The organism is Roseisolibacter agri (assembly GCF_030159095.1).
In the GTDB taxonomy this organism is placed as follows: domain Bacteria; phylum Gemmatimonadota; class Gemmatimonadetes; order Gemmatimonadales; family Gemmatimonadaceae; genus Roseisolibacter; species Roseisolibacter agri.
Genome location: NZ_BRXS01000002.1, coordinates 719,394 through 744,041, shown reverse-complemented (window position 1 = coordinate 744,041; position 24,648 = coordinate 719,394). Strand labels below are relative to the sequence as shown.

16 protein-coding genes are annotated in these 24,648 nt (G+C 74.5%); 5 read left to right on the top strand and 11 right to left on the bottom strand.

Going from position 1 to position 24,648, the window contains the following annotated elements; genetic code table 11:
• Positions 1-102 precede the first annotated feature (102 nt).
• Positions 103-1,194 (bottom strand): HD domain-containing phosphohydrolase, encoded by a 1,092-nt coding sequence (locus tag rosag_RS08075; RefSeq protein ID WP_284349561.1) that lies wholly within the window; start codon positions 1,192-1,194, stop codon positions 103-105.
• Positions 1,195-1,582: 388 nt separating this feature from the next.
• Between rosag_RS08075 and rosag_RS08070 the strand changes: the two genes are divergently transcribed.
• Both rosag_RS08070 and rosag_RS08065 read left to right on the top strand, forming a co-directional pair.
• Positions 1,583-2,272, top strand: coding sequence for a hypothetical protein (locus tag rosag_RS08070; RefSeq protein WP_284349560.1), 690 nt, complete (start codon positions 1,583-1,585; stop codon positions 2,270-2,272).
• A 14-nt stretch (positions 2,273-2,286) separates the two neighbouring features.
• Entirely contained in the window at positions 2,287-2,931 is a 645-nt protein-coding gene (locus rosag_RS08065) for a hypothetical protein (protein WP_284349559.1), read from the top strand.
• A gap of 427 nt (positions 2,932-3,358) precedes the next feature.
• Here rosag_RS08065 and rosag_RS08060 read toward each other — a convergent pair whose 3' ends face one another.
• From rosag_RS08060 to rosag_RS08045, 4 genes are all read right to left on the bottom strand, one after another.
• On the bottom strand, positions 3,359-3,940 hold the full coding sequence (locus tag rosag_RS08060; protein ID WP_284349558.1) for a fasciclin domain-containing protein: 582 nt from the start codon (positions 3,938-3,940) through the stop codon (positions 3,359-3,361).
• 257 nt (positions 3,941-4,197) lie between these two features.
• Positions 4,198-5,061 carry an anti-sigma factor gene (locus rosag_RS08055; protein WP_284349557.1) on the bottom strand — a complete coding sequence of 288 codons (864 nt, stop codon included), beginning with the start codon at positions 5,059-5,061 and terminating at the stop codon, positions 4,198-4,200.
• Positions 5,058-5,672 (bottom strand): sigma-70 family RNA polymerase sigma factor, encoded by a 615-nt coding sequence (locus tag rosag_RS08050; protein WP_284349556.1) that lies wholly within the window; start codon positions 5,670-5,672, stop codon positions 5,058-5,060. Before rosag_RS08050 ends, rosag_RS08055 begins: the two co-directional genes overlap by 4 nt.
• A 500-nt stretch (positions 5,673-6,172) precedes the next feature.
• A complete protein-coding gene (locus rosag_RS08045) occupies positions 6,173-7,897 on the bottom strand; it encodes an ATP-binding response regulator (protein ID WP_284349555.1) in 1,725 nt (574 codons plus the stop codon).
• A gap of 422 nt (positions 7,898-8,319) precedes the next feature.
• Between rosag_RS08045 and rosag_RS08040 the strand changes: the two genes are divergently transcribed.
• Complete coding sequence (locus rosag_RS08040; protein ID WP_284349554.1) at positions 8,320-10,680, top strand: DNA polymerase domain-containing protein; 2,361 nt, start codon at positions 8,320-8,322, stop codon at positions 10,678-10,680.
• 114 nt (positions 10,681-10,794) lie between these two features.
• Here rosag_RS08040 and rosag_RS08035 read toward each other — a convergent pair whose 3' ends face one another.
• From rosag_RS08035 to rosag_RS08015, 5 genes are all read right to left on the bottom strand, one after another.
• A complete protein-coding gene (locus rosag_RS08035) occupies positions 10,795-12,015 on the bottom strand; it encodes a RagB/SusD family nutrient uptake outer membrane protein (protein ID WP_284349553.1) in 1,221 nt (406 codons plus the stop codon).
• Entirely contained in the window at positions 12,015-15,035 is a 3,021-nt protein-coding gene (locus rosag_RS08030; protein ID WP_284349552.1) for a SusC/RagA family TonB-linked outer membrane protein, read from the bottom strand. The genes rosag_RS08035 and rosag_RS08030 overlap by 1 nt, the downstream gene beginning before the upstream one ends.
• Positions 15,036-15,148: 113 nt before the next feature.
• A complete protein-coding gene (locus rosag_RS08025; RefSeq protein ID WP_284349551.1) occupies positions 15,149-15,658 on the bottom strand; it encodes a hypothetical protein in 510 nt (169 codons plus the stop codon).
• Position 15,659: 1 nt separating this feature from the next.
• Positions 15,660-17,108, bottom strand: a complete 1,449-nt coding sequence (locus rosag_RS08020) for a vanadium-dependent haloperoxidase (RefSeq protein ID WP_284349550.1) — start codon at positions 17,106-17,108, stop codon at positions 15,660-15,662.
• 1 nt (position 17,109) lies between these two features.
• Positions 17,110-18,156, bottom strand: a complete 1,047-nt coding sequence (locus tag rosag_RS08015) for an anti-sigma factor (protein ID WP_284349549.1) — start codon at positions 18,154-18,156, stop codon at positions 17,110-17,112.
• A 293-nt stretch (positions 18,157-18,449) separates the two neighbouring features.
• On the opposite strand from rosag_RS08015, the gene rosag_RS08010 reads away from it, so the two are divergent.
• Both rosag_RS08010 and rosag_RS08005 read left to right on the top strand, forming a co-directional pair.
• On the top strand, positions 18,450-19,583 hold the full coding sequence (locus rosag_RS08010) for an alpha/beta hydrolase family protein (RefSeq protein ID WP_284349548.1): 1,134 nt from the start codon (positions 18,450-18,452) through the stop codon (positions 19,581-19,583).
• 25 nt (positions 19,584-19,608) lie between these two features.
• A complete protein-coding gene (locus tag rosag_RS08005; RefSeq protein ID WP_284349547.1) occupies positions 19,609-22,851 on the top strand; it encodes a VPS10 domain-containing protein in 3,243 nt (1,080 codons plus the stop codon).
• 61 nt (positions 22,852-22,912) lie between these two features.
• On the opposite strand, the gene rosag_RS08000 is transcribed toward rosag_RS08005, so the two are convergent.
• Positions 22,913-24,514 carry a serine hydrolase domain-containing protein gene (locus tag rosag_RS08000; RefSeq protein WP_284349546.1) on the bottom strand — a complete coding sequence of 534 codons (1,602 nt, stop codon included), beginning with the start codon at positions 24,512-24,514 and terminating at the stop codon, positions 22,913-22,915.
• Positions 24,515-24,648: the final 134 nt, after the last annotated feature.

Here is a 24,648-nt window from a genome sequence, read left to right as displayed (position 1 = left end):
GCTCCCAGACGTCGACGCTAGCCCGGCGTCCGACGCGGCACAAGCTGCGGTGCGTGTGCGGCTCGCCTGCGCAACTCGCTCGCTCGAAGGTGCCGAGCGCGATCAGTCCGGCATGGCAGCGGCGGCGACGTAGGCCGAGCACTCCGCGCCGAACAGCGCCTCGACGACGGCCGGGTCGAAGTGCGTGCCGGCCCCGGCGCGGATGAGCGCCAGCACGTCGACCATCGCCCACGCGGCGCGGTACGGCCGCGCGTGCGTGAGCGCGTCGAACACGTCGGCCACGGCCACCAGCCGCGCCTCGAGCGGGATCGCCTCCCCCGCCAGCCCGTCCGGGTAGCCGGTGCCGTCCCACCGCTCGTGGTGGCTGCGCGCGATCCGCTCCGCCGTCTGCACCAGCGGCGAGCGCCCGCCCGAGAGGATGCGCGCGCCCACGGCGGCGTGCGCCTTCATGACCTCCAGCTCCGCCGGCGTGAGCTTGTCCGGCTTGCGGAGGACCTCGTCCGGGATGGCGATCTTCCCGACGTCGTGCAGCGGCGCGGCGCGGCGCACGAGCTCCACCCGCTCGGACGGGAGCCCGAGCGCGGCGCCGAGCCGCGCCGCGAGCTCGCCGACGCGCTGCGTGTGCCGGCCGGTGTCGTCGTCGCGGAACTCGGCGGCGATCGCGAGGCGCGCCAGCACCTCGAACTGCGTCTCGTCCAGCTCGCGCGTGCGCTCGCGGACCCGCGCCTCCAGCCGGGCGTTCTGCGCCTCGAGCGTCCGCTGCAGCGTGCGCATCTCGAGGAGGTTGCGCACGCGGAGCCGGAGCTCGTCCGGGTCGAACGGCTTCGCCACGAAGTCGCGCGCCCCGAGCGCGAGCGCGCGCCGACGCGCCTCCGCGCTGACGTCGCCGGTCAGCACGAGCACCGGCAGCGACCGGTCGCCATCGGGATCGGCGGCGAGGTCCTGCAGCACGCCGAACCCGTCGCGGTCCGGCATCGACAGGTCGAGCAGCACGACGTCCGGCCGGTACTCGGCGCAGAGCGCGGAGACGCCGCGCGCGTCGGTCGTGACACGCACGTCGGCGATCTCCGGTCCCGCGAGGACGCGCTGCACGAGGCGCGCGTGCTCGTCCTCGTCGTCCACCAGCAGGATGCGCGCGCCCGCCAGCGCCACGGGCTGCAGCGGCGTGATCGGCTCTCCAGGATCGTCGTTCACAGGTGCTCGGTTCCTTGCGACGGCATCGCGCCCCGGGCCCGCACACGTGCGCTCCGGCACGACGGCGACGAGCGTCGCACGACGCCCGTCACGCGCCTGGATCGTGACACGCGCGATGGCGCGCCACGCACGGCGACCGGCGACCGGCGACGAGCGCCGCGAAGACGGCGCGCCCGTCACACCCTGCGCCGGCAGTGCGCACGACGTGACGGTGGGCGCCCGTTCCGTGACGAACCCGCGCTCAAGTTTTCGCCGAAAGGCGCTTCGAACCGCTCAAGTCGAGCCGGACGACGACCGATACGTGACGGCGAGGGAAGAAACCAGGGGTGCGCGGCACCGCTGCCGCGCCCCACTCCCCCTCCAATACACCGCCATCCCGGAGTCGTCCGTGCCCATTCTGTCCACCGCGCGCGCGCTGCGTACCATGCTGCGCCGCCCCTCCTCGCTCGCGGGCCTCGCGCTGGTCGCGCTGAGCGGGCTCGCCGCCTGCGCCGACGCCCCCTCGGCGCCTCGCCCCGTCGCGACGGATGCGCCGAGCCGCGGCCTGCTCGGTGGGGTGACCGGCGTGGTCGGCGGCGTGGTCGGCGGCGTCGTCTCCACCGTGGAGGCCATCCTGACGCCCGTGACCGGGATGCTCTGGTCGTCGCCCGTGACGGCCGTGACGGTCAGCGGCGTGATCGGCGCCCAGGGCGGCTCGATCGCGATCCCGAACGGCGCGCGCCTCATCGTGCCCGCCGGCGCGGTCGGCGGTCCCGTGGCGTTCAGCATCTCGCGCGTGCCGGGGCGCATCGTCGCCTACGAGTTCCAGCCGCACGGGATCCGCTTCGCGGTGCCGGTGGTGATCGAGCAGCCGCTCGCGGGCATCAACCTGAGCGGGATCTCCACGTCGAGCATCGAGGGCGCCTACTTCGCCGACGTGACCGCGCTCGACCAGACGAAGGGCAGCGCGCAGGTCAGCGAGTTCCGCCCGACGGTGGTGCTGAAGGACCGCGGCGTCGTGCGCTTCACGGTCGACCACTTCTCGGGCTACATGGTCTCGAGCGGTCGCAGCGAGATCCAGGACGACAGCGGCTTCTGAGCGAGGACCCGACGATGACGATCCAGCTCTCCAGGCCCGTGCTCCGCCAGACCGCCGCCGTGCTCCTGCTCGGCCTGACGGCCGCCTGCGGCGACGCCCCGACGTCCGCGACGCCGTCGCGCCTCGCGCCGTCCGACGCGCCCGCACACGCCGTGTACACGGTCGGCGACACGACGGTCTCCACGTTCGTCTACACGCCGCTCCTCGGGACGTCGCAGGGCTTCGCCGGCGGCCACCAGCTCACGATGCCCGCCGGCGCCGTCTGCGATCCGCTCACCTCGGGGTACGGCCCGGAGCTGTGGGACGCGGGCTGCCTCCCGCTCCTGACGCCGATGGTCTTCACGGCGCGCTCCTGGACCGATGCGGCCGGCCGCCCGCACCTGACCTTCAGCCCCGACGTGCGCTTCGTGCCCGGCACGACGGTGACGCTGCGCCTGAAGGACAAGACGGCCGCGATCACCGAGGGCAGCGCCATCGTCTGGTGCCCCACCGGACAGCTGACCTGCGTGGACGAGGCGCGCACCGACCCGACGCTGGCGACGTACCGGGACCCGAACACGCTCTTCGTCTACCGCCGGCTCAAGCACTTCAGCGGCTACAACGTGGTCGTCGACCGCTCGGGCGAGGAGCCCATCAGCGACACCGGCTTCGGCTTCTAGGGCTTCCGGGACCGCACGTCCGCATCGCTGCGACACCAGCGATCCCCAGGCGCCACTCCCGGCGCCTGGGGATCGCTCGCGTCGGGCCCCGGGAGATGGGCGCAACCGCTCCAAGGGTTTCGCGCCGCGATGCCGGCAGCGCGGGCGACCGCGAACGACGCGCGTCGAACCCGCACCTTTCTCACCCGCTCCGACCGCAACGCTCAACCGGCCCGGCTCCCTCGGGAGCCGGACCGGCTGAGCGTGGGGACGGAGTCGACGCGGGAAGCGTGCGTGTGCGTCGATCCAGCATCGAATGTCGGCCAGCGGCATGCGGACTTGAGCGTCGACGCGAGGGCGGCTTCACGAACGCGGGCCACGCCGACGACGATGTCGCCGGGCGCTGGGCTGCGCGCCCGCGGTGTCCGGTGCGAGCGCGAGCGCGCCCTCACATGCCCGGCATGAGGACGCGGTCGACGACGTGGATCACGCCGTTCGACTGGCGGACGTCGTACGTCGGGATGTTCGCGACGCCTCCCTTCGCGTCGCGCACGACGATGTTGCGGGGGCCGTTCATCATCGCGGACAGCGAGCCGCCGTTCACGGTCTTGATGGTCGCGGTACCGCCGCCGGCGCGGATCGCGCGCTCGAGGGCCGCCGCGTCCCAGCTCCCGGCGGCGACGTGGTACGTGAGGATCCCCGTGAGCGTCGCCCTGTTCTCCGGCTTCACCAGGCTCTCGACGGTGCCGGCGGGAAGCGCGGCAAAGGCGTTGTTGGTCGGGGCGAAGACGGTGAACGGCCCCTTCCCCTTCAGCGTCTCGACGAGACCGGCCGCCTTCACCGCGGCGACGAGCGTCGTGTGATCCGCCGAGTTGACGGCGTTGTCGACGATGTCCCTGGTCGGATACATGGCCTGCGCGCCGACCATCACGGTGCCGGCGGAGGCGCCCGCGGTCAGACGGGCCTGCGCGGCGAGGGGCGCGGCGGAGAGGACGAGGGCGGCGGCGGTCAGGCGGACGGTGCGTGACATGGCGCGATCTCCAGAATCGGAAGCGTGCATGGATGGTGTCGTTCGGCGACACCCTCTCTACGCCGCGATCTCGCGCGCGGATGTTCGGACGGTCCTCGCGCCGCTGGAGCTGTCGTAAGAGCAGGCACGCGCACGCAGGGACGTCACGCAGCGGACGCCGCGCTCCGCATGCCGCCGCTGACGGCGGTCGCGCCTCGACGACTCGCGCACAACGCGCCGCTCGCATCCCCTGCGAGCGGCGCGCGCGCCGTCGCGCCCTAGTCCCCTTTCAGCGGCCCGGCGAGCAGCGGCGCGCTCGTCGGCTGCGGCGAGCCGCCCGTGGGCTCCTCGGTGATGGCCGCGAGCGCGAGCGGGGCATCGGCGCCCGTGCGGAACAGCGCCCGCGTCACGCCCACCGGTCCCGCGTCGAAGGTGCCGAGCGAGCGCGGCGTGCCGCCCTGCGGGATTCCCCAGAGCTGGTAGGTGCGCCCCTTCGGCAGCTGCGGCAGCGCGCTGGCCGTGAGCACCACGAGGCCCCGCCGACGGTTCCAGATCACCCGCACGTCCGGTCCCGCGCCGGTGCTGGCGAGGTGCGCGGTGCGCACGTCGCGGTCCAGCACCGCGGCCAGCAGCGAGTCGCGCTCCGCGAGCGCGCCCCGCAGCGCGTCCCCCTCGCCGACGCGCGCACGCGCATCGGCCAGGGCGCGCTCGAGGCCGAGGCGCGACGCGCGCTCGCCGCGCCACGCGCTGCCGAGACCCACCGCGAGCGCGAGCGCGGCCGCCGCCGCGAACCAGGGCAGCAGCCCCGCGCGCCGACGCCGCTCGAGCGGCACCACCGGCGTCGGCGCGGCACTGGCGGGATGCCGGCGGGCTGCCGCGTCGCGCCGCGCGGTCTCCACGATCCGCGTGCGCAGGGCCGGCGGCGGGGACGCGGCCGGCACCGCGCGGGCCAGCAGCGCCGCCGTCTCGTGCATCGCGCGCACCTCGGCCCGGCACTCCGCGCACCCCGCGAGGTGCGCCTCGAAGTCGCCGCGCTCCGCCGGGGCGAGCGCGCCGAGCGCGTAGGCCGCCGCGAGGTCGGCTTCCGGGTGCATGCCCACCGGGTCGTCCCCGGCGACGGGCCGATCGCCGCTGGCGCTCACGCGGCCCCTCGCCAGTGCGGGCGGAGCGCGTCGCGCAGCTTGCGCATGCCGTCCCGGATGCGCGTCTTCACGGTGCCGAGCGGCTGGCCCAGCGTCGCGGCCACGTCGGCGTGCGAGAGGCCACCGAAGAAGGCCAGCTCGATCGCCGCGCGCTGCGCGTCCGGAAGCGTGGCCAGCGAGGCGCGCACCGCCTGCGCCAGCTCGCCGCGCTCGACCGCCGCATCGGCCGGCTCGGGGGCCCCGAGCGGGACGGCGGTCACCCCCGACGGATCGTCGCCGGCCGTCCGCTCCGCCATCGCGCGCTCCACCGCCGCGGCACGACGACGCTGCGCGCGCAGGAGATCGAGCGCACGGGAACGGGTCATCATCGTGAGCCAGGCGGCCACGCTGCCGCGCGAAGGGTCGAAGGTCGACGCGGAGCGCCAGAGCTGCTCGAACGCGCCCGCCACCGCGTCGTCGGCATCCGCGTGGTCGCGCAGCATCGCGAGCGCGAGCGCATACGCGCCGCCGCCATGACGGTCGTACAGCGCGCCGAGCGCCTCCGCGTCGCCCGCCGCGACGCGCGCGACGAGCGCCACGTCGTCGCCGGGCGACGCGGCGGGCGGCGTCACGTCGGAGTGGAGGATGGCACGATCCGCCAACACGCGCGGGGAGAAGGGGACGCCGGCTGCCGGGCGGCAACTTCGCGAGCGGACCGACGCGCGGCAAGCCGCGATCCCCGGCGCGCCGGGGGCGGCGAGCGGCGCGGCGGAGGCGACGTCGGCGCGGCGCGGGTGGGGAGCACGAACGGCGACCTGGGCGAAGGTGGAGGGACACACACCCCGACTACGCGCCGCGCCGCCCGGCGGATTGGGGACGCGGCGGCCCAACCGACGACGACCGCGTTCGAGATCAAGGTCGTCGGCTTCACGGACGCCGCGACGTGGAACCAGATGGCGCGGGGCGCCACCTGAGCGCCCGGCGCGCGCGGCAGGCGGCCGACCCCCAGGCAACCGCCTGAGGGGCGACCTGCCGAGCCACCGGCTCCTCTTCGTCAGGACGCGGAGCTGACGGCCATGGCGACGACGGTGGCGCGCGCGGTCGACCGCCCGGTCGCAGGGTGTCAGCCGTTTCAGCGCGGGTCGCGCCGGTCGTCGCCGCTCCGCCGCTCGTCCCCCGCGCGGCGCTCGTCCGGGCTCCGGCGGTCCGTCGGCTCGCCCGACGGCAGCACGGCGCGTCGCAGCACCACGGTGAACGTCGAGCCGACGCCTTCGGTGCTCTCCACGGTGAGGTCGCCCCCCATGCCGCGTGCGAGGTCGCGGCTGATCGCGAGGCCCAGCCCCGTGCCGTCGGCCCGGCCGGCCGACGCCAGCACCGCGCGCGCGCGGTCGTGCACCTGCACGAACGGCTCGAACACGCGCCCGAGCTGCGCGGCGGGGATGCCGATGCCGGTGTCATGGACGCGCAGATGAACGACGTCCGGCGCGTCCACCGGCTCCACGAGCTCGAGCCACACGCGCCCCCCGGGCAGCGTGAACTTCATCGAGTTGCCGAGGAGGTTCAGCACGATCTGCCGCAGCTTCTCGACGTCGGCCCACACCTCCAGCGAGTCGTCCGGCAGTCGCACCTCGAGGGCGAGCCGTGCGGCCGCCGCCTGCGGCTCCAGCATCGTGGTCGCCTCGGCCATGACCGACGCGAGCCGGACCGGCTCGAGCGTGTACTCCACGTGGCCGGCCTCGAGCTTCGAGAGGTCCAGCACGTCCCGGATGAGGGTCAGCAGATGCTGCTGGGCGCGACGCACCCGGGCGAGCGCGTCGCGTTGCCCCGCGGTCACCGGGCCGTACACCTCGTCCTCGACCAGGGCCACGTGCCCGATGATGGCGTTGAGCGGGGTGCGGAGCTCGTGGCTCATCGCGGCGAGGAAGCGGCTCTTCGCCGCGTTCGCGTCCTCGGCGGCGGCGCGCGCGGCGGCCGTCTCGTCCACGAGGCCCGCGAGCCGCCGCTCGCTCGCCCGCAGCGCGGCCGCGGCGCGCCGCTGCGCCGTCACGTCGCGCGAGATCACGGTGCACGTGCCGTCGGGCGCCGGGATCAGCCGCCGCTCGATCCACTGGTCGAGGCGCTCGACGTGCTCCTCGTAGGTGACCAGGCACCCTTCGGCCACCGCGCGGCGGAACTCCGCCTCGAGGCGCGTGCCCCGGAGCTCGGGCAGGACGTCCCACAGCACCTGCCCCAGCACCGCCTCCGGAGCCAGCCCGGCGGCGCGCTGGATCTCGGCGGCCGCGGGATTCACGTACAGGTAGCGCCACTGCCGGTCGAACACGCTCACCGCGTCCGGCAGGCTGTCGAGGACGAGCGCGAGCCGCGCGCGCGTCGCGTCGACCTCGGCGCGCGCCTGGTCGGCGAAGCGGCGACGCTCCCGCGCCTCCTGCTCCGCCCGGGTGCGGTGCAGCGCGACGAACGCCGCGACCTTGGCGCGGATGACGCTCGGCTCGAGCGGCTTCGTGAGGTAGTCGACGGCGCCCGACTGGTACGCCTCGGTGAGCCGCCGCCGCTCCGCGTCGAGCGCGGTCACGAAGAGCACCGGCACGTGCGCCGTCTGGCGCCGCGCGCGAATCAGCCGCGCCAGCGCCGGCCCGTCGGTGCCGGGCATCATGACGTCGAGCACGATCACGGCGAGCCGCCCACCCTCGGCGAGCGCGTGGCGCAGCGCCTCGTCCGCGGTGGATGCCGTGATGACGCGCAGCCCATGCTCGGCGACGAGCGGCGCGAGCACCCCGGTCAGGGCGACGAGGTTCGCCGGCACGTCGTCCACGAGCAGGATCGCCGGCCCGTCGCCCGCGCCGGACGCACCACCCACATCGCCCGCCTGGACGCCAGCGGAGGGGGCGGCAGCGCGACCCGCTGGCGGCAGGACGCCTGCGCCGCCCACGAGCGCGGTGCCGATACGAGACACGGGCATGAGCCGACTCCTTCTGAACATGCGACGGCGGGAACGCGCACGGCCGTCGGTGGGCACGCGACTTGGTCCGGGGACACCGGACCTGAAGGCGAGCAAGCGAAGCGCGGGACTGCTTCGGTCGATGCAACCGAACGTGCGGTCGGGTCGCGGTCGTCGAGCCACGACCAGCCGCCCTCGAAAACATACGTACTGCGCGGCTCGCTGGAAGCGGGCAGGTGCTCTCGGTCCACCACGCGCGGCGCTCGGCGCCCGTGCCGGCCCGGACGCGCGGGCGTCGAGTAGATTCGCCGCATGACGGGCCGCGACATCCGGGCACGCCGGTGAAGGCCGCCGCGGCGCAATGGCTCTGGGGCTGGGACCCGACGCCCGGCATCGTCTCCGTCCACGCGGAGCACGACGGGCGGGCGGTGGTGTGGCGCCGCCTTCCCGAGACGGGAGCGCTCGTGCGCGAGGACGCGCGCTTCCGCCCGTGGCTCCTCCTCGACCGCCTCGACGACCTGCGCCACCTCGGTCCCGCGCTCGGTCCCGAGGGCGACGCGCGTGCGACGGTGTGGCACCGCGAGCTCGAAGGACCGGGCGCGCTGCGCTGGCTCGTCAGCGCCGCGGACGGGCGTGCGCTCTCCGCCGCACTGCTGCTCGGCGCGTCGCAGCGTCTCGATCGTCGGGTCGGCCACGTCGCCGAGCTGCCCGAGGACACGATCCTCCGGCTGCCGCCGGACGAGCAGTACCTCGTCGCGACGGGACGCACCTACTTCCGCGACCTCCCGTTCGACGCGCTGCATCGCCTGCAGTTCGACCTCGAGACGACGGGGCTCGACGCGCGGCGCGACCGCATCTTCATGGTCTCGGTGCGCTACCCGAACGGCGACACCGAGGTGCTCGAGGCGGCGGGTGACGAGGCAGCCGACGAGGCGGCTCTCATCCGACGCCTGGTGGCGCGGGTGCGCGACGCCGATCCCGACGTCGTCGAGAACCACAACCTGCACGGCTTCGACCTCCCCTTCCTCGATCGGCGCGCGCGCACGCTCGGCGTGCTGCTCGCCCTCGGAAGATTGGACGAGCCGGGGCTGCGGACGCGCGCCGCCCTGCGCGGCGCGCCCGGTCCGAACGCGGACGATCACCGGCGCGTGCGCTTCGTCGCGCCGGGCCGCGAGCTGATCGACACGCTGGACGCCGTGCGACGGCACGACGTCGGCAGACGCGACCTGCCGGGGCACGGGCTGAAGGCGGTCGCGCGGCACCTCGGGATCGCGGCGCCCGACCGCGAGTACATCCGCGGCGACCGGATCCACGAGACCTACCGCACCGACCCGGAGCGCGTCCGGCGCTACGCGACCGACGACGTGCGGGAGGTGGCCGAGCTCTCGCGCATGCTGGGCGGGCCGGCGTACGCGCTCGCGCAGCTCGTGCCGCGTCGGTACGAGCGACTCGCCGACGCCGGCGCGGCCACCGGCATGATCGACCCCACGCTCGTGCGCGCGTACCTGCGCGCGGGCCAGGCGCTGCCCGCGCACGAGGCGGGCGACGACACGCCGCACAGCGGCGCGGCGCTGCACCTGTTCGCGACCGGCGTCGCGCATCGCGTCGTGAAGGCCGACGTGGCGAGCCTGTACCCGTCGCTCATGCGCGCCTACCGCATCGGGCCCGCGCGCGACCGACTCGGCGCGCTGCTCGCGCTCGTGGACGACCTGGTCGAGCGGCGCCTCGATGCGAAGGCGCGCGCACGCGCGGCGGCGCCGGGTTCGGCGGAGCGGCACTCGCACGACGCGATGGCGGCCGCGCTCAAGATCGTCGTCAACTCGGCATACGGATACCTCGCGGCCGGCGGTGAGCTCACGCGCTTCGCCGACGTGCACGCCGCGAACGAGGTGACGCGCCGCGGCCGCGAGCTGCTCGCGCTGCTGTGCCGGGAGCTCGCCGCGCGCGGCGTGACGCTCCTCGAGGCCGACACCGACGGCGCCTACTTCGCCGTGCCCGAGTCGTGGACCGAGGCGGACGAGCGTCGCGTCGTGTCGGAGGTCGCCGCCCTGCTGCCGCCGCTCGTGCAGCTGGAGCTGGAGGGGCGCTACGCGGCGATGCTGTCGCACGAGCCGAAGAACTACGCGCTGCTCGACCACGACGGGACGCTGACGCTGCGCGGCGTCGCCTTCCGCTCGAGCCGCTCGGAGCCCTTCGGCGAGCGCTTCCTGCGCGCGGCGATCGGGCGCCTGCTGGTCGGCGACATCGCCGGCGTGCGGGCGGCGTACCTCGCGAGCATTGCCGCGCTGCGCGGCCGCGCGCTCCCCACGTCCGACGTCGCGTCGCAGGTGCGGCTCACGAAGGCGCCGGAGCAGTACACCTCGACGCGCGCGAGCCGGCGCGAGCTGGCCTACGAGGCGCTGCTCGCGAGCGGACGGACGCGCTGGCGCGCGGGCGACCGCGTGCGCGTCTACCGGAAGCAGGGCGGCGAGGGCGGGGTCGCGCCGTCGGAGGACGACGCCCCGACCGACGATCCGCGCGACTACGACGTCGCGTACTACGCGCGCCTGCTCCGCTCCAGCTACGCGGAGCGTCTGGCGCGCGCGTTCACGCCGGAGGACTTCGGCGTCGTCTTCGCCGATGCGGACCAGCTCACGCTGTTCGCGCCGTCCCTGCACGCGATCCGCCCGATCCTGCGGGTCCTGCCATCCACCTCTGCGTGAGCGCTTCCCGCCCGGGACGCGGGGCGTCGGCACTGCGCGACCCGGTCCCCGAAACGCCGTCGGCCCGCGCTCCGCGCGGGCCGACGGGGGCAGGCGATCATCGCCCGCTCGACCCTACAGGTTCGGGTTCGAGAGCCGCTCGTTCTCGCTGATCGGGATGCACTTCGCGCGGCTGTCGAGGAAGGTGTTCTTGATCGGCGCCGGCTCGGCGTTCCAGCGGCGCAGGTCCCACAGCCGCCGCGACTCGATCCAGGTCGTCGCGCCGCGCTCGCGCTGCAGGATGGGCCACGCCTGCTCGGCCGTCGTCGCGGTCACCGCCGGAAGCTTGTGAAACGTGCGCACGTCGTTGATCCGCTGCATCGCCCCCGCCACGTCGCCGGCCCGCAGGCGCTCCTCCGCGCGCAGGATCAGCATCTCCGTCCCCTTCACCAGCGGGATGTCGGAGTCGAGGTTCGGGTACTTCATCTGGCGGAAGAAGCGCGTGCGCCCGTCCTGCCCGTTCAGCGTCGTCGAGAGCCACGGCACGCGCGGGTCGTCCGTGACCGTGGCCCAGAACGTGTTGAACACCGTGAACTCGCGCCGCCCGCCCGTCTGCTGCGTCTCGAAGGCGGTGTCGTTGTTCTCGATCGCGCGGTTGGTCGAGTAGAACGCCACGAACGTGTACGCCGTGGGAACCTGCGCGGCGTCCTGCGCGGCCTCCGCCCACTTGCCCTGCCACGCGCGCACCGAGGCGCGCCCGCCGTAGGCGACGCGCTGCAGCGAGTCGCGCACCGCGGTCGGCGTGACGGCGCCCGCGATGCGGATCGCCTCCGTGAACTGCGCCTCGGCGCGCGCGAAGTGGACCGTGTTCGCCTCGCGCTTCCCGCCGTCGATCACCGCGTCGCAGAACAGCTCCCCGAGCGTGCGGTTGGCGAGCCCCGCGTAGATGTAGGCGCGCGCCGCGAAGGGCGAGCGGTCGAACTCGGCCTGGCCGAGCACCGTCTTGAGGCGCTCGATGCCCGACTCCGCGACCCACCGCGCGCGGTGCGTGTTGCCCCAGAGGCCGTTGACGTCCTCCGCGTTGATGATCCCGCGGTTCCACAGCCCCTCGGCCGCGTAGCTGCCGCCGTGATACAGCTCGTCGGCCATGATCGCCGTGCCCTGCGTCAGCGGGTCGAGGGCGCGCGAGAGGTCGAGCGACATGCCGTTGACGAGCGACTGCACCGCGTCGACGCGGTTGAGGTCCTCGTCGGGGATGGGGCCGGGGTTCCGGACCTCCAGCACGTCGCCGCAGGCGGTGGCGAGGAGGGCGGCGGCGACCGCCGCGGCGCCGAGGCGTCTCGTGAGCGGTCGCATCAGAAGTTGGCCCGGAGGGAGAGGGAGAACTGGCGGAGCGTCGGGAGCTGGTAGTACTCGCGGCGCGCGAACGTGTTGTCGCTCTGGTCGGCGCTCTCCGGATCGAGCCCCGAGTAGTCCGTGGACGTGAACAGGTTGCGCCCGGCGAGCGTGAGGCTGGCCCCCTGCACCCCGCGCAGGAAGCGCGGCGGGATGTCGTACGTCGCCGAGACGTAGCGGAGGCGGAAGAAGTCCGTCGGCTCGATCCAGAAGTCCGAGTTGCGCGTGGTGGCGTCGAACGCGCAGCGCGCGCGCTCCAGCGCCGGGACGTCGGCCAGCGCCGCGGCGTTGCCTTTCTGGGCGGCGGCGAGCTTGCGCTGCGTCTCGTAGCACGGGCGCCAGACGCCGCGGATCGTGTTCTGGTAGCCGATGAAGTTGATGTTCATCCCGCCCTTCTGGAACTCGCCCAGCCCGTCGAGCGTGACGCGGTTGAACAGGGTGAGCGTCGAGCCCACGCCGATGACGCGGTTCGGGAAGGTGCGCCCCAGGTAGACCGCGGTGTCGCTCACGATGGGGTTCGCGAGCTCGGTCGGGTTGAGCACCTTGCGGCCGAACACCGCGGGGACCGGGTATCCCTCGCGCACGACCGTCGCGGTGCCGATCGAGATCTCGCGCACGCCGCCGAGGTCCACCGCCTCGTTCGACATGCTGGTGACGTTGAGCCGGGCGCGCCACTCGAGGTTCTCGCGGCGGATGGCCGACCCCTCGATGCGCGCCTCGATGCCGGTGTTGCGCAGCTGGCCGACGTTCTCGAGCTGCGTGCTCAGGAAGCCCTGCGACGGCGGGTAGCGCACCTGGATCAGCGCGTCGATGGTGCGCGTGTCGAAGAAGTTGAAGTCGAGCGAGAGGCGCCCGCCCCACATGCTCGACTCGAAGCCGAGCTCCAGCTCGCGCGTGCGCTCGGGGCCGAGGTCGGCGTTGCCGATCTGGTTGGGCGTGACGGCGGGCTTCCCGTCGTCGCCGCTGGTCGGGTCCCAGGTGCGCACGGCGTCGAACGCGCCCGGGGCGCGCCCGGCCTCGCCGAGGGCGCCGCGCAGCTTGAGCGTCTCCCACCATGCGGTCGGGAAGAAGTCGTGGTCGGAGAGCACGTACGAGAAGCCGAGCTTCGGGTAGGTCTGCAGGCCGAAGTTCTCGCCGAACGCGCTGTTGCCGTCCACGCGGACGCCGGCCGTGACGAAGAGCCGGTCCCGGAACGCCAGCTGCTCCTGCAGGAACAGGCCGGCGTTGATCACGCTGCGGCGGTTGTCGTCGCCGAACACCGGGCGCGCCGACGTCGAGATGAGCGGGTCGCCGGGGCCGGAGAACACGGTGCCCGACACGTTGAGGCTCTTCAGGTCGTCCTGGAACAGCTGCCCGCCCCACGAGAACGTCGACTGCAGCGCCTCGCCGCGGAACCGGTTCTTCAGCGTCCCCGCGTAGTCGAACGAGACGAAGCGGCGCGTCCAGTCGCTCTGCGCGATGCTCCCCGCCGGGTTGTTGATCTGCCCGAACGGCGTGATCTGCCGGTTCTCGTTGGTGGTGTAGTCGTAGCCGACCGAGAGCCGGTTCGAGAGCGCGTCGTTCGCCGTGTGGTTGAGGGTGAGGCCGGTGATGTAGTGGTCGCCGCGCGTGATGGGCGCCTGGCGGAGGACTTCCGCGTTGGCGAGGCAGAACTGCGCCGTCGCGCTGCAGCCGGTGCCCTTGTAGTTGTTGGCGTATCCGCGGCCGACGTTGAGCATGAAGCCCTGGGCGTAGTTGCCGTCCGGGATCCAGTGCTGGCGGCGCTTCTGGTACGAGGAGTTGAGCGCGAGCTCGAGGCTCTGCACCGGGCGGAAGGAGAAGTTGCCGCGCAGCCCGCCCTCGATCAGCTCATTCGGGGAGACCGCGCCCTCCTCGCTGCTGCGGTTGCCCGAGAGGAAGTAGCGCGCGACGTCGGTGCCGCCGGCCACCGAGGCGCTCACGCGCTGCACGGCGCCCGTGCGCAGCCAGCTGCCGCTCGACGGGCACGTCGGGTCCTCGAACGGCACGTCCTGCCCGAACTGCGGGCTCGTCGACGTGACGTTGATCCCGAACATGAGCGGGCCGCGGCACTCCTTCACGAACACGCCGCTCGGGTCGCCCTCGGGGCCCATGTTGCGCAGGTCGTTCGTCCCGCCGGTCGCCTCGACCGTCCAGCGCGGCGCGCCGGTGCGCCCGCGGCGGGTGAAGATCTGGATCACGCCGTTCGACGCCTCGGTGCCGTAGAGCGTGGTGGCCGACGCGCCCTTCACGACCTCGATGCGCTCGATGTCCTCGGGCTTGATGTCGTTGAACGGGTTCGTGTTCTGGCGCGCCATCCCGGCGATCGGCGCGGAGCCGCTGAAGATGCGGACGCCGTCGACGTAGATGATCGGGTTGTTGCCCTGCGAGATGCTGTTCACGCCGCGCAGCTGGATGCGCCCGCCCGCGCCGGGCTGCCCGGAGTTGCCGAGCACCGTGATGCCCGGCGCCTGCGCCGTCAGCAGCTGCTGCGCGTTGGTGACCGGCGCCGCCTTCACCTGATCCATCGAGATGGTGGCCACCGAGTTGGTGAGCTCCTTCTTGCGCACGTCGCCGGTCGCCGTCACCACGACCTGCTCGAGCGCGACCGGCGCGTCGCGCACGGTGATGTCGGCGGTCACGGTCTGCCCGGCCGTGACGGTGACCTCGCGCGTGCCGGGCGCGTAGCCGATGCGCACCGCGCGCACGGTGCGCGCGCCGGCCGGGACGTTCGTGATGCGGTACTCGCCGGCGTCGTTCGTCTGCGCGCCGAGGTTGGACCCGACGACCTGCACCTGCGCGGCGCCCAGCGGGCGTCCGGTGCCCTCCACGGTGACGCGCCCGCGCACGGTGCCGCCGGTGGTCGGGGCCTGCTGGGCGCGCAGCGCCCCACCGGGTGACGCTCCGGCCAGCGCGAACAGCGCGACGAGCGCTGCGACGTGGCCCGGGTGGGATCGGGCGCGAGGGACGGACGCGACGGCCATCGAGACCTCCTGCGGCGTGGGACGGACCCCGGCACGGACACCGGGACGGTGGCGAGCGGCGGAAGACGGCGGAGACGGCGACTACGTGGAAGGGAGACGTGGCGGTGCGACGGTCACTGGTCGTCCCCACCGTCGGGACCACGGCTCTCGGGCGGCACTCCGCGCCCGCCGAGCTGGCGACCGATGAGGAAGGTCGCCACGAGCGCGACGCCGACGCCGACCACCAGCGCGGTGCGGCGCGTCGACAGGCGGCGCTCGGCGGCGCCCTCCAGGTGTTGAGGCGAGAGGCGCAGCGTGTCGCCGACCAGGCGCGTGTTGGGGCGGCGGATCTGCGAGTAGCCGGCGAGCGCCAGCACGAGCGTGTCGCCGCGCGCGCCGACCAGCGTGCCCTCGACGCGCGTGATGCCCGGCGCGAGCGTCGGGGCGAGCGCGGCGCGTCCGGCGTCGTTGACGTCGAGCGCGACCCGCGCCCCCGGCGGCGCCTCGCGCGCGAGGACCACGGCGTCGCGCGGCACGTACGTGTAGCAGCCCGCCAGCAGCTGGGCCGATGCGAGCGTCAGGGCAGCGGCCGCGCGGCGCGCGCGACGTGCACGCGCCGCGTGCGGGAGGTGCTCCGCCGCCACGCTAGCGCGCCCCCACGTCGCCGGCGCGCGCGAGCACGGCGTGTCCGACGCGCTCGCCGAGCGCGTGGCCCGCGGCCACGTCGAAGCGGTAGTGGACGCCGCCCCAGATGCGCGACAGCGACGCCGAGTCGGCGCGCGCGCGGTACGCCGCGGCCGAGTCGGGGAACAGCGCCGCGAACACCTCGGCGGCCGCCCCGGAGATGGTCGAGTGCCCCGAGGGATAGCTCGGGAATGGGGGCGTGGAGAACACGGTGCGCAGTCGGGTGTCGGCGGTGATGGGCCGCGCGAGGTTGTAGTGGTACTTCGCGTCCCAGCACGCCACGAACGCGTCGTGCATGGCGACGCTCACGAGCGCCCGCGCGCGCGCCGCCTGCAGCGGCGCCATGCGCCGCGCGCGCAGCTCGTCGGACAGGAACACCTCCCACGCCGCCGACGGCGCGTCGGTGGCCCAGCGCCGCGCGACGTCCGCCTGCTGCACGGTGCGCGCGCCGTCGCCCAGCCGACGCAGCTCCGCCAGGTCGTCGACGAAGGTGCGCGACCCGGGGGTGGGCGGCGGCGGCGGCCGGAAGGCGTCGCCCGACGCGAGCACCCACGGCCGCCAGGCCCCGGCGTCGGCGTCGAACGGGACCTGCACCATGCGCGGCGGCGTGGGGCGCCACGACAGCGCGTCGTCGGCGCGCGGGGGCAGCCAGGGCGCGCGCACGGCGTCGGCGCCGTCGGCGCGCGCGTATGCGATCACGCGCGCCGCCACCGCGCGGCCGATCGCGGCGCCGGCGTCGACGTCCGATGGCGCCGACGCGCCGGCCGCCACGCGCGACGCCGCCGCCTCGGCGGCCAGCCGATGGAAGCGCGCGGTGTCCGCCGTCGGAAAGAGGTACGCGAGCACCGGGGCCGCCGCCGCCGCCGCCGCGGCGTGCTCGGACGGGTAGCTCGACGCGTCGGCGCGCAGCGCGACGAGGGCGCGCACGCGCGCATCGCGCTGCGCGGGGGCGGCGCGCGGATACGCGCCCTGGGCGTCGCGCGTCGCCAGCAGCGCGTCGGCGATCGCGACGTGCAGCAGCGCCATCGCGCGCGACGAGCGCGCCGGCGTGGCGTCGCGGATGTCGGGCAGCAGGTACCAGCGCAGCTGCAGCTCGTCGAGGGCGACCCGCGTCCACGGCTCGCCCGGCAGCCCGTCCCACCGGCGGATGGCCGAGTCGACGGCAGCCGTCCGCGCGCGCTGCGCGGCGACCACCGCGTCCAGCTCGAGGCGCGCCGCGTCGCCACCGGGAGGCGCCGGGGGGCGCAGCGCGTCCACGCGCTCCAGCACCCACGGACGCAGCCCGGTCGCCTCGACGTCGGGACTGGCCGTCGGGGCGGACGCGTCGCCACAGGCGGAGAGCGCGGCCGCCGCGGCGACCGCGATCCACCGGCCGACGTGCCGCGTGCGCGTGTGCATGCGAATGCGCACGCTAGCGCAGCTCCGCGGTGCCGTGCGGCACACCGTCGGGACGGTAGGTGATGGCACGCGGGCGTCCCGCCCCCGCGTCGCCGAACGGATCGCGGTACGGGCGCACGAGGAAGGGGCGCGCCGCGCCCATCGCCTCGCCGCGCTCGGTCGCGGGCTCGATGGTGATCACGTGCGACCACCGCGACCCGCCGGCGGCGTCGCGCTCGCGCAGGTCGAGCGGGAGCGTCACGCCGGCGGGCAGCGGGAGGCCGAGCGGGTTGGCGAGGAAGTCGCTGCCCGGGAAGTTGTCGATGCCGGCGGTGAGGTAGTCGGGGATGCCCGACAGCGGCCCCCAGCCGTCGTCGTCCTTCTCGGCCACCGCGCCCCCGTCGTCGGTGACGAACTTCCCGTACGACAGCCAGACCGCGTTCGACGCACCGAGGTCGCGCACCACCCAGCCCTCGTAGGTCCACGCGGGCGCGAGCTGCGCCAGCCGCACCCACGTGTCGCGCTGCGGCGTCTCGTTCGGGACGATGTTGAACAGCCACACCCCGGCCTCCTCGTAGGAGGGATAGCCGAGGCGCGCGTTGTTGCTCGTGGTGAAGAGGGTGAACTGCCCCGGACGTTCCTGCAGCGGGAGCGCGCCGCGCGTGAGCGCGCCGGTCACGCCCAGCGTCGCCCGCCCGCCACGCAGCGCGCCGACGAGCAGCCGCTGCGCCGACGGGCCGGGATCGGCGTCACCCGGGGGCTCGACGGTCACGAGGACGGAGTCCACGCGCGCCGGCCGTTCGGCGATGGGGACGGTCGCGCTGCCGTCGGCGCCGAGCTGCACGCGCCCCGCGGGGCGGACGTCGCCGCCCGCGATCAGCCACGCGGCGTAGTGCCCCTCGCGCGCCGGGTCGAGCGGGCCGACGCCGGCGAGGGTGAGGGCGAGCACCGCCGGCCCAGGCGCGGTGGGGGCATCGCCGCCGCCGCCGCCGCCGCACGCCGCGGCCGCGAGGGCGGCCAGCACACGCGCGGTGGCGACGCGACGACCGAGGCGCCGCAGCAGGCGAGTGCTGGTACGCATGCTCGGCGAGCCCTCGCTGGATGGGGGTGACGTCACCGTCGGCGGACACGACGAGCGGACGCGGGTGACTGGCGCCGTCACCCGTCCGCGACCGCGTGCAGCGGTACAATGCGCGTGGGCATCGTCCCGTCAAGCACCCGCCCGTCGGGCGAGGTTCGCGCGACGTTCGCGCGACGTTCGCGCGACGGTCGCCGTGGGCGGGTGCGCCGGGCCGTGGTGGCGCGTGCCCGGTCCCGCCCGCACCTTCGCGCCGTCCCGCCGGTCGCGACCGCCGTCCCGTCACCCCCACCGTCATGCCCACCCGCCCCGCACCGCTCCGCCGCGTCGCTCGCGCGGCCGCCCTGGCTGCCCTCACCGCCGCGCCGTTGGCCGCGCAGTCGGAGACCGGCGCGCCCGCGCCGCAGGTCGTGCGCATGGACTCCGCGCGCATCGCCGCGCTGTACGTCAGCAACCGGCACGAGGACCATCCGCCCGCCGACTACGCGCGGCAGATGGCGCAGAAGCGCCGCACCGACAGCGTGTACGCGGCGCGCAGCGCGAATGTGATGGAGTTCCGCAAGATCACGTACAGGAGCCGCGTGGACGGCATGACGATCCCCGCGTACCTGTTCGCGCCACTGCAGAAGCGCGGCGCGAAGGGGCACGCGGCGATGATCTGGGTGCACGGCGGCGTGCACGGCGACTGGGGCACGTCGATGTTCCCGTTCGTGCGCGAGGCCGTGCAGCGCGGCTACGTGATCATCACGCCCGACTATCGCGGCAGCACCGGGCACGGCGAGGCGCACCACAAGGCGATCGACTACGGCGGCAAGGAGGTGGACGACGTGATCTCCGCCGTCGACTTCCTCAAGACGCTGCCCTACGTCGACCAGGACCGGCTCGGGATGATGGGGTGGAGCCACGGCGGCTTCATCACGGCGCACACGCTCTTCCGCGACGCGCACGAGTTCAAGGCCGGCGCGGCGATCGTGCCGGTGACGAACCTCATCACGCGCCTCTCGTACCGCGGCCCCGGCTACGCGCGCAGCTTCTCCACGCAGAAGGAGCTGCAGGGGCTCCCGCACGAGCAGCTGGAGGAGTACGTGCGGCGCTCGCCCGTGTACCACGCGGAGAAGCTCAAGGTGCCGATGCTCGTGCACGTCGCGACGAACGACCGCGACGTGTACTACATCGAGGACGTGCAGATGGTGCACACGCTCCGCTCGCTCAAGCCCGACCTCGCGGAGACGAAGATCTACGTCGACCCCGCGCCCTGGGGCAGCTCGGTCGGGCACGCGTTCAGCCGGCGCGTGGACCCCGTGACGCTCGAGCGCGTGGACTCGCCGGAGCAGATCGACTCGTGGAACCGCACGTGGACGTTCTTCGACTGGACCCTGCGCCCGTACGAGGACCGCTCGAAGCCGGCGCCGCCGGTGCGCACGCGGTAGCGCCCCTCCACGCCCCGAGGCCAACATGTCACGCCGCCGCCGGCTGCTCCTCCTCCTCGCCCTGCTCGTGCCCGTCGTCGGCGCCGACGCGCAGCCCGCCGACACGTCGTCGATCACGTCGTCGATCGCGCCCGCGGTCTATCGGCAGCTCCGCTGGCGCACGATCGGGCCGGAGGGCAACCGCTTCACCTCCGCCGTCGGCGTGCCGGGCGACCCGCTCACGTACTACGTCGGCGCGGCGTCGGGCGGCATCTGGAAGACGACCGACGGCGGCACCACCTGGGCACCGCTGTTCGATCGCGAGCCGGTGCAGTCGATCGGGTCGCTCGCCGTCGCGCCGTCCGACCCGAACGTCGTGTGGGCGGGGACCGGCGAGGGGAAGATCCGCTCGCACATCTCACTCGGGCAGGGCGTGTACAGGTCCACCGACGCCGGCGCGACGTGGACGCTGATGGGGCTCGAGCGCACCGGGCGCATCCCGCGCATGGTCATCCACCCGCGCGACCCGAACACGGTGCTCGTCTGCGCGCTCGGGCACGCGTACGGGCCGCAGCCGGAGCGCGGCGTCTTCCGCACTACCGACGGCGGGCGCACGTGGACGCGGGTGCTGTTCGTCGACGAGCGCACCGGCTGCTCGGACCTCGCGATGGACCCGAAGGACCCGAACGTGGTCTTCGCCGGCACGTGGCAGCTCGAGATCCACACGTGGGGACGGACGAGCGGCGGTCCGGGCGGCGGGCTGCACGTGTCGCGCGACGGCGGCGCGACGTGGACGCGCCTGCGCGGCCGCGGGCTGCCGAAGAAGCCCGTGGGCAAGGTCGCCGTCGCGATCGCGCCGTCCAACCCGAACCGCGTGTACGCGCTGTTCGAGACGGGCGACGGCCTGCCGTGGAACGGGCAGGAGACCGAGAGCGGCCAGCTCTGGCGGTCCGAGGACCGCGGCGAGCGCTGGACGCTCGTCTCGCGCGACCGCAGCGCGATGGGGCGCGCGCACTACTACGGGCGCATGGCCGTCGCGCCCGACGACGAGAACGAGGCGCACTTCCTCACCAACGGCTACGCCGTGTCGAAGGACGGCGGCGCGACGATCACGACGCTGCCGGGCGCGCTCACGCCGGGCGGCGACCACCACGAGGTGTGGTTCGATCCGACCAACGCCGCGCGGCAGATCGTGGCGCACGACCAGGGGCTGTCGATCACGCAGAACCGCGGGAAGACGTGGTACCGGCAGCGCCTCCTCAACGCGCAGCTGTACCACGTGACCGTGGACAACGAGGTCCCGTACAACGTCCTCGGGAACAAGCAGGACGAGCCGTCCTACCGCGGGCCGTCCAACTCGCGCGTGTTCGGCGGGCGCGGGGCCGGGATCTCGCGCGGGATGTGGCACTCCGTGGGCGGGGGCGAGAGCGGGTGGGCGACGCCCGACCCCACCAACTCGAAGCTCGTCTGGTCGACGGCGTCGGGCTCCGGCATGGTCGGCGGGATCGTCGTGCGCTTCGAGGAGGACCGCCGCCAGTTCCGCAACGTGGAGGTGTGGCCGCAGCAGTCGAACGGGCCGGCCGAAGGGGTGCGCTACCGCTTCGTATGGGACGCGCCGCTGCACCTCTCGCCGCACGACCCGAACACGGTCTACATCGGCAGCCAGCACGTGCACCGCACGCGCGACGGCGGCCAGTCGTGGCAGGTGATCTCGCCCGACCTCACGCGCAACGACAGGTCGCGGCAGGGCAGCTCGGGCGGGCTCACGCCGGACAACATCGGCGTCGAGTACGCGGGCGTCGTGTACGGCCTCGCCGAGTCGCCGCGCGAGAAGGGGCTGATCTGGGTGGGGACGAACGACGGGCTGGTGCAGCTCACGCGCGACGACGGGAAGACGTGGACGAACGTCACCCGGAACCTTCCGGGCCTGCCGGCGTGGGGCTCGGTGCGCAGCATCGTCCCGTCGCGCCACGACGCGGCGACCGCCTACGTCGCCGTGGACGCGCACCAGGAGAACGACCGCGAGCCGCACGTCTTCCGCACGCGCGACTACGGCCGGACGTGGACCCGCATCACCGACGGCATCCCGCGCGGACCGCTGAGCTACGCGAAGGTGATCCAGGAGGACCCGAAGCGCCGCGGCATGCTGTACCTGGGCACGGAGAACGCGATCTACGTGTCGTTCGACGACGGCGCGCGCTGGCAGCCGCTGCAGAACAACCTCCCGCACGCGCCGGTGTCGGGGATCGTCGTGCAGGAGCACTTCGACGACCTCGTGATCGCGACGTACGGGCGCGGCTTCTGGATCATGGACGACGTCGGCGCGCTGCGCGAGACGACGCCGGCGGTGCTCGCGAAGGCGGCGCACCTGTACGTGCCGCGGGCCGCGTACCGCTTCCGGCCGATCACCGCGCCGTCGACAACCTACGACGACCCCACGACCGGCGAGGATCCGCCATACGGCGCGTCGATCACGTACCACCTGAAGGCGGCGCTGCCCGCGGCGTCGCCCGCGACGCTCACGATCCGCGACTCCGCCGGCGCGGTCGTGCGCCGCCTCACCGGCACGGGCGTCGCCGGCATCAACCGCATCCACTGGGACCTGCGCTTCGCGCCGTCGCCGACGGTGCGGCTGCGCACGTCGCCGCTCTACGCCCCGTACATCGCCGTCGACTCGGGCGGCCGCGTGGCCCCCGGCACGGGCACGGTGAGCATCCTCGCCCCGCCGGGCACCTACACGGTGACGCTGTCGGCCGGCGGGGTCGAGCAGTCGCAGCCGCTCGTCGTGCGCAAGGATCCCCACTCGCGCGGGTCCGAGGCCGACATTGCCGCACAGACGCGAATGGTGTCGGCGATCCAGGCGGACCTCGCGGCGGCGGCCGACGCGGTGCACCGCATCGAGGCGGTGCGCCTGCAGCTGGACACGATCGCGCGCACCGTGACGGAGACCGGCGTGCGGAATGCCGCCGCGGCGCTGCACCGGCGGCTGACGGATCTCGAGATGGAGCTCGTCGACCTGCGGCTGACCGGACGCGGGCAGGACGGCGTGCGCTTCGGCTCGAAGCTGATCGGGAAGCTCGGCTACCTCGCCAACGGCATCGCCGGCAGCGACGATCGCCCGACCGATCAGCACGCGGAGGTGCAGCAGCTGCTCAACGGCCAGCTGCGCGCGCACCTCGCGACGCTGGATCGGTTGCTCGCGGAGGATCTCGCGACGCTCAACGGACGGCTACGGCAGCGGAAGCTGCAGGAGGTGGTCGTCAGCCCTGCGGGGCGGCTGCGGATGTAGTCGTCAGGTAGTCGTCAGGTAGTCGTCGCCGGCGCTCCGCGCGCGCCCGCACGCACGAGCCTCAGGACCGCGTGAAGGGCATCGCCCACACGCGGTCCTGCGAGGCGACGAGGCGCACCACGCGTCCCGCCGCATCGCGCTCGAAGCGCCACACGGTGCCCGCGGCGGTGAAGGCGTCGCGCCACGCGGGCACGAGCGGCGTCTCGCGCCCGCGTGGGTCGCGCAGCAGCAGCGTGTCGCCGGCCGCGCGCACCTGCCACGTGGCCTCCGCGTCCTCGCTGCGCCAGCGCCCCGCGTAGGCGGCGAGGTCGCGTGCCGTCGGAGTGGCCGGCGCCATCGGCTCGTAGCGCACGGTGTCGCCGTCGGCGGCCAGGCGGAGCCACGTCGTGCGCCCGCCCGGCGCCTGCTGGGCGACCCAGCGACCGGCGGGGCCGCGCGTGCCCGCGACGCGGAGCGCGGCGCCGGTGCGCACGTCGCGGTAGAGCCCTGCCGGAGGCACCGCGCCGGTGGTGTCGCCGCCGGTGGCGCCGGTGGCGGCGGCGCGCGTCGCCACGTCGGTCGGCGCGTCGCCGAGGTACGCGTCGGCCACCTGATGGGCGAGCGCGGTGGCGTTGGCGTGGGCGGCGTTGCACAGCACCGCCACCGTGACGCGCTGTTGCGGGTAGCGTGCGAGGAAGGCGCGGTAGCCGCCGGTGGAGCCGCTGTGGCTCACCTCCGGGATGCCGCGCCAGCTGGTGACGAACAGCCCGCTCGCGTACTCGATCTGGCGCCCACTCGTGAGGCGCGCCTGCCGGTGCATCGCGGCCAGGAAGCGCGGGCCGCCGACGGCGCCCGTCTCCAGGTTCTGCGTCCAGCGCAGCAGGTCGCCGACGGTCGTGAGCAGCCCGCCGTTGCCGACCACGCTCTCGAAGGGCATGTCGAGGCGGAACGCCCCGGACGCCGCCGGCCCAGGCGCCGCCGGCTCGTACGCGATGGCGCGGCCCTTCACGATGCGCGTGTAGTCGTCGCGCCACTGCGTGCTCGCCATGCCGAGTGGCGCGAACAGGCGCGTGCGCGTGAACTCGGCGAACGGCATCCCGCTCGCGCGCTCGACGAGCACGGCGAGCAGGCTGTAGCCGCTGTTCGTGTACGAGTAGTGGTCCCCGACCGGGTAGTTGAGCGTCCGCTGCCGCGCGACGATGGCGAGCATGTCGGGCGTCGCATACGCGCGCGTGCCGCGCGGCCAGCCCGTGAGCGCCGCCACGCTCCCCCAGTCGCGCAGCCCGCTCGTGTGCGTGAGCAGGTGGCGGATGGTGATCGGCCGCTCGTAGCGTGGCAGCTCGGGCAGCCACCGCCGCGCGTCGTCCTCGAGTGCGAATCGCCCGTCGAGGGCGAGGAGGACGACGGCGGCCGCGGTGACCTGCTTCGTCACCGACCCCGCCTCGAACACCGTCTCGGGAGTGTTCGGGCGGTCACCTTCGAGGTCGGCCATGCCGTAGGCGCGCTGCAGCACGGGCTGTCCGCCGCGCGCGACGCCGACGGCGCATCCCGGCGTCGCGGGGCCGGCGAGGCGGGCGAACGCCGCGTCGACGCGGTCGGCGGGCGCCTGCGCGGCGGCGGGGCCGGCGAGGGCGGCGCCGGCGACAGGGACGGTGAGCAGCGAGCGGAGCGCGAGGCGGGCCATGATGGGGCGGCGGAGGGTATGGCTCCCCAACGCGCCACGGCGACCGGGCGTTGGCGCTCTGGGAACGCGCATGCCCATCGGCTGCGCGACGCCCTCTCGATGCCTACCGGACGCGGAACGCCCGGCACATGGCC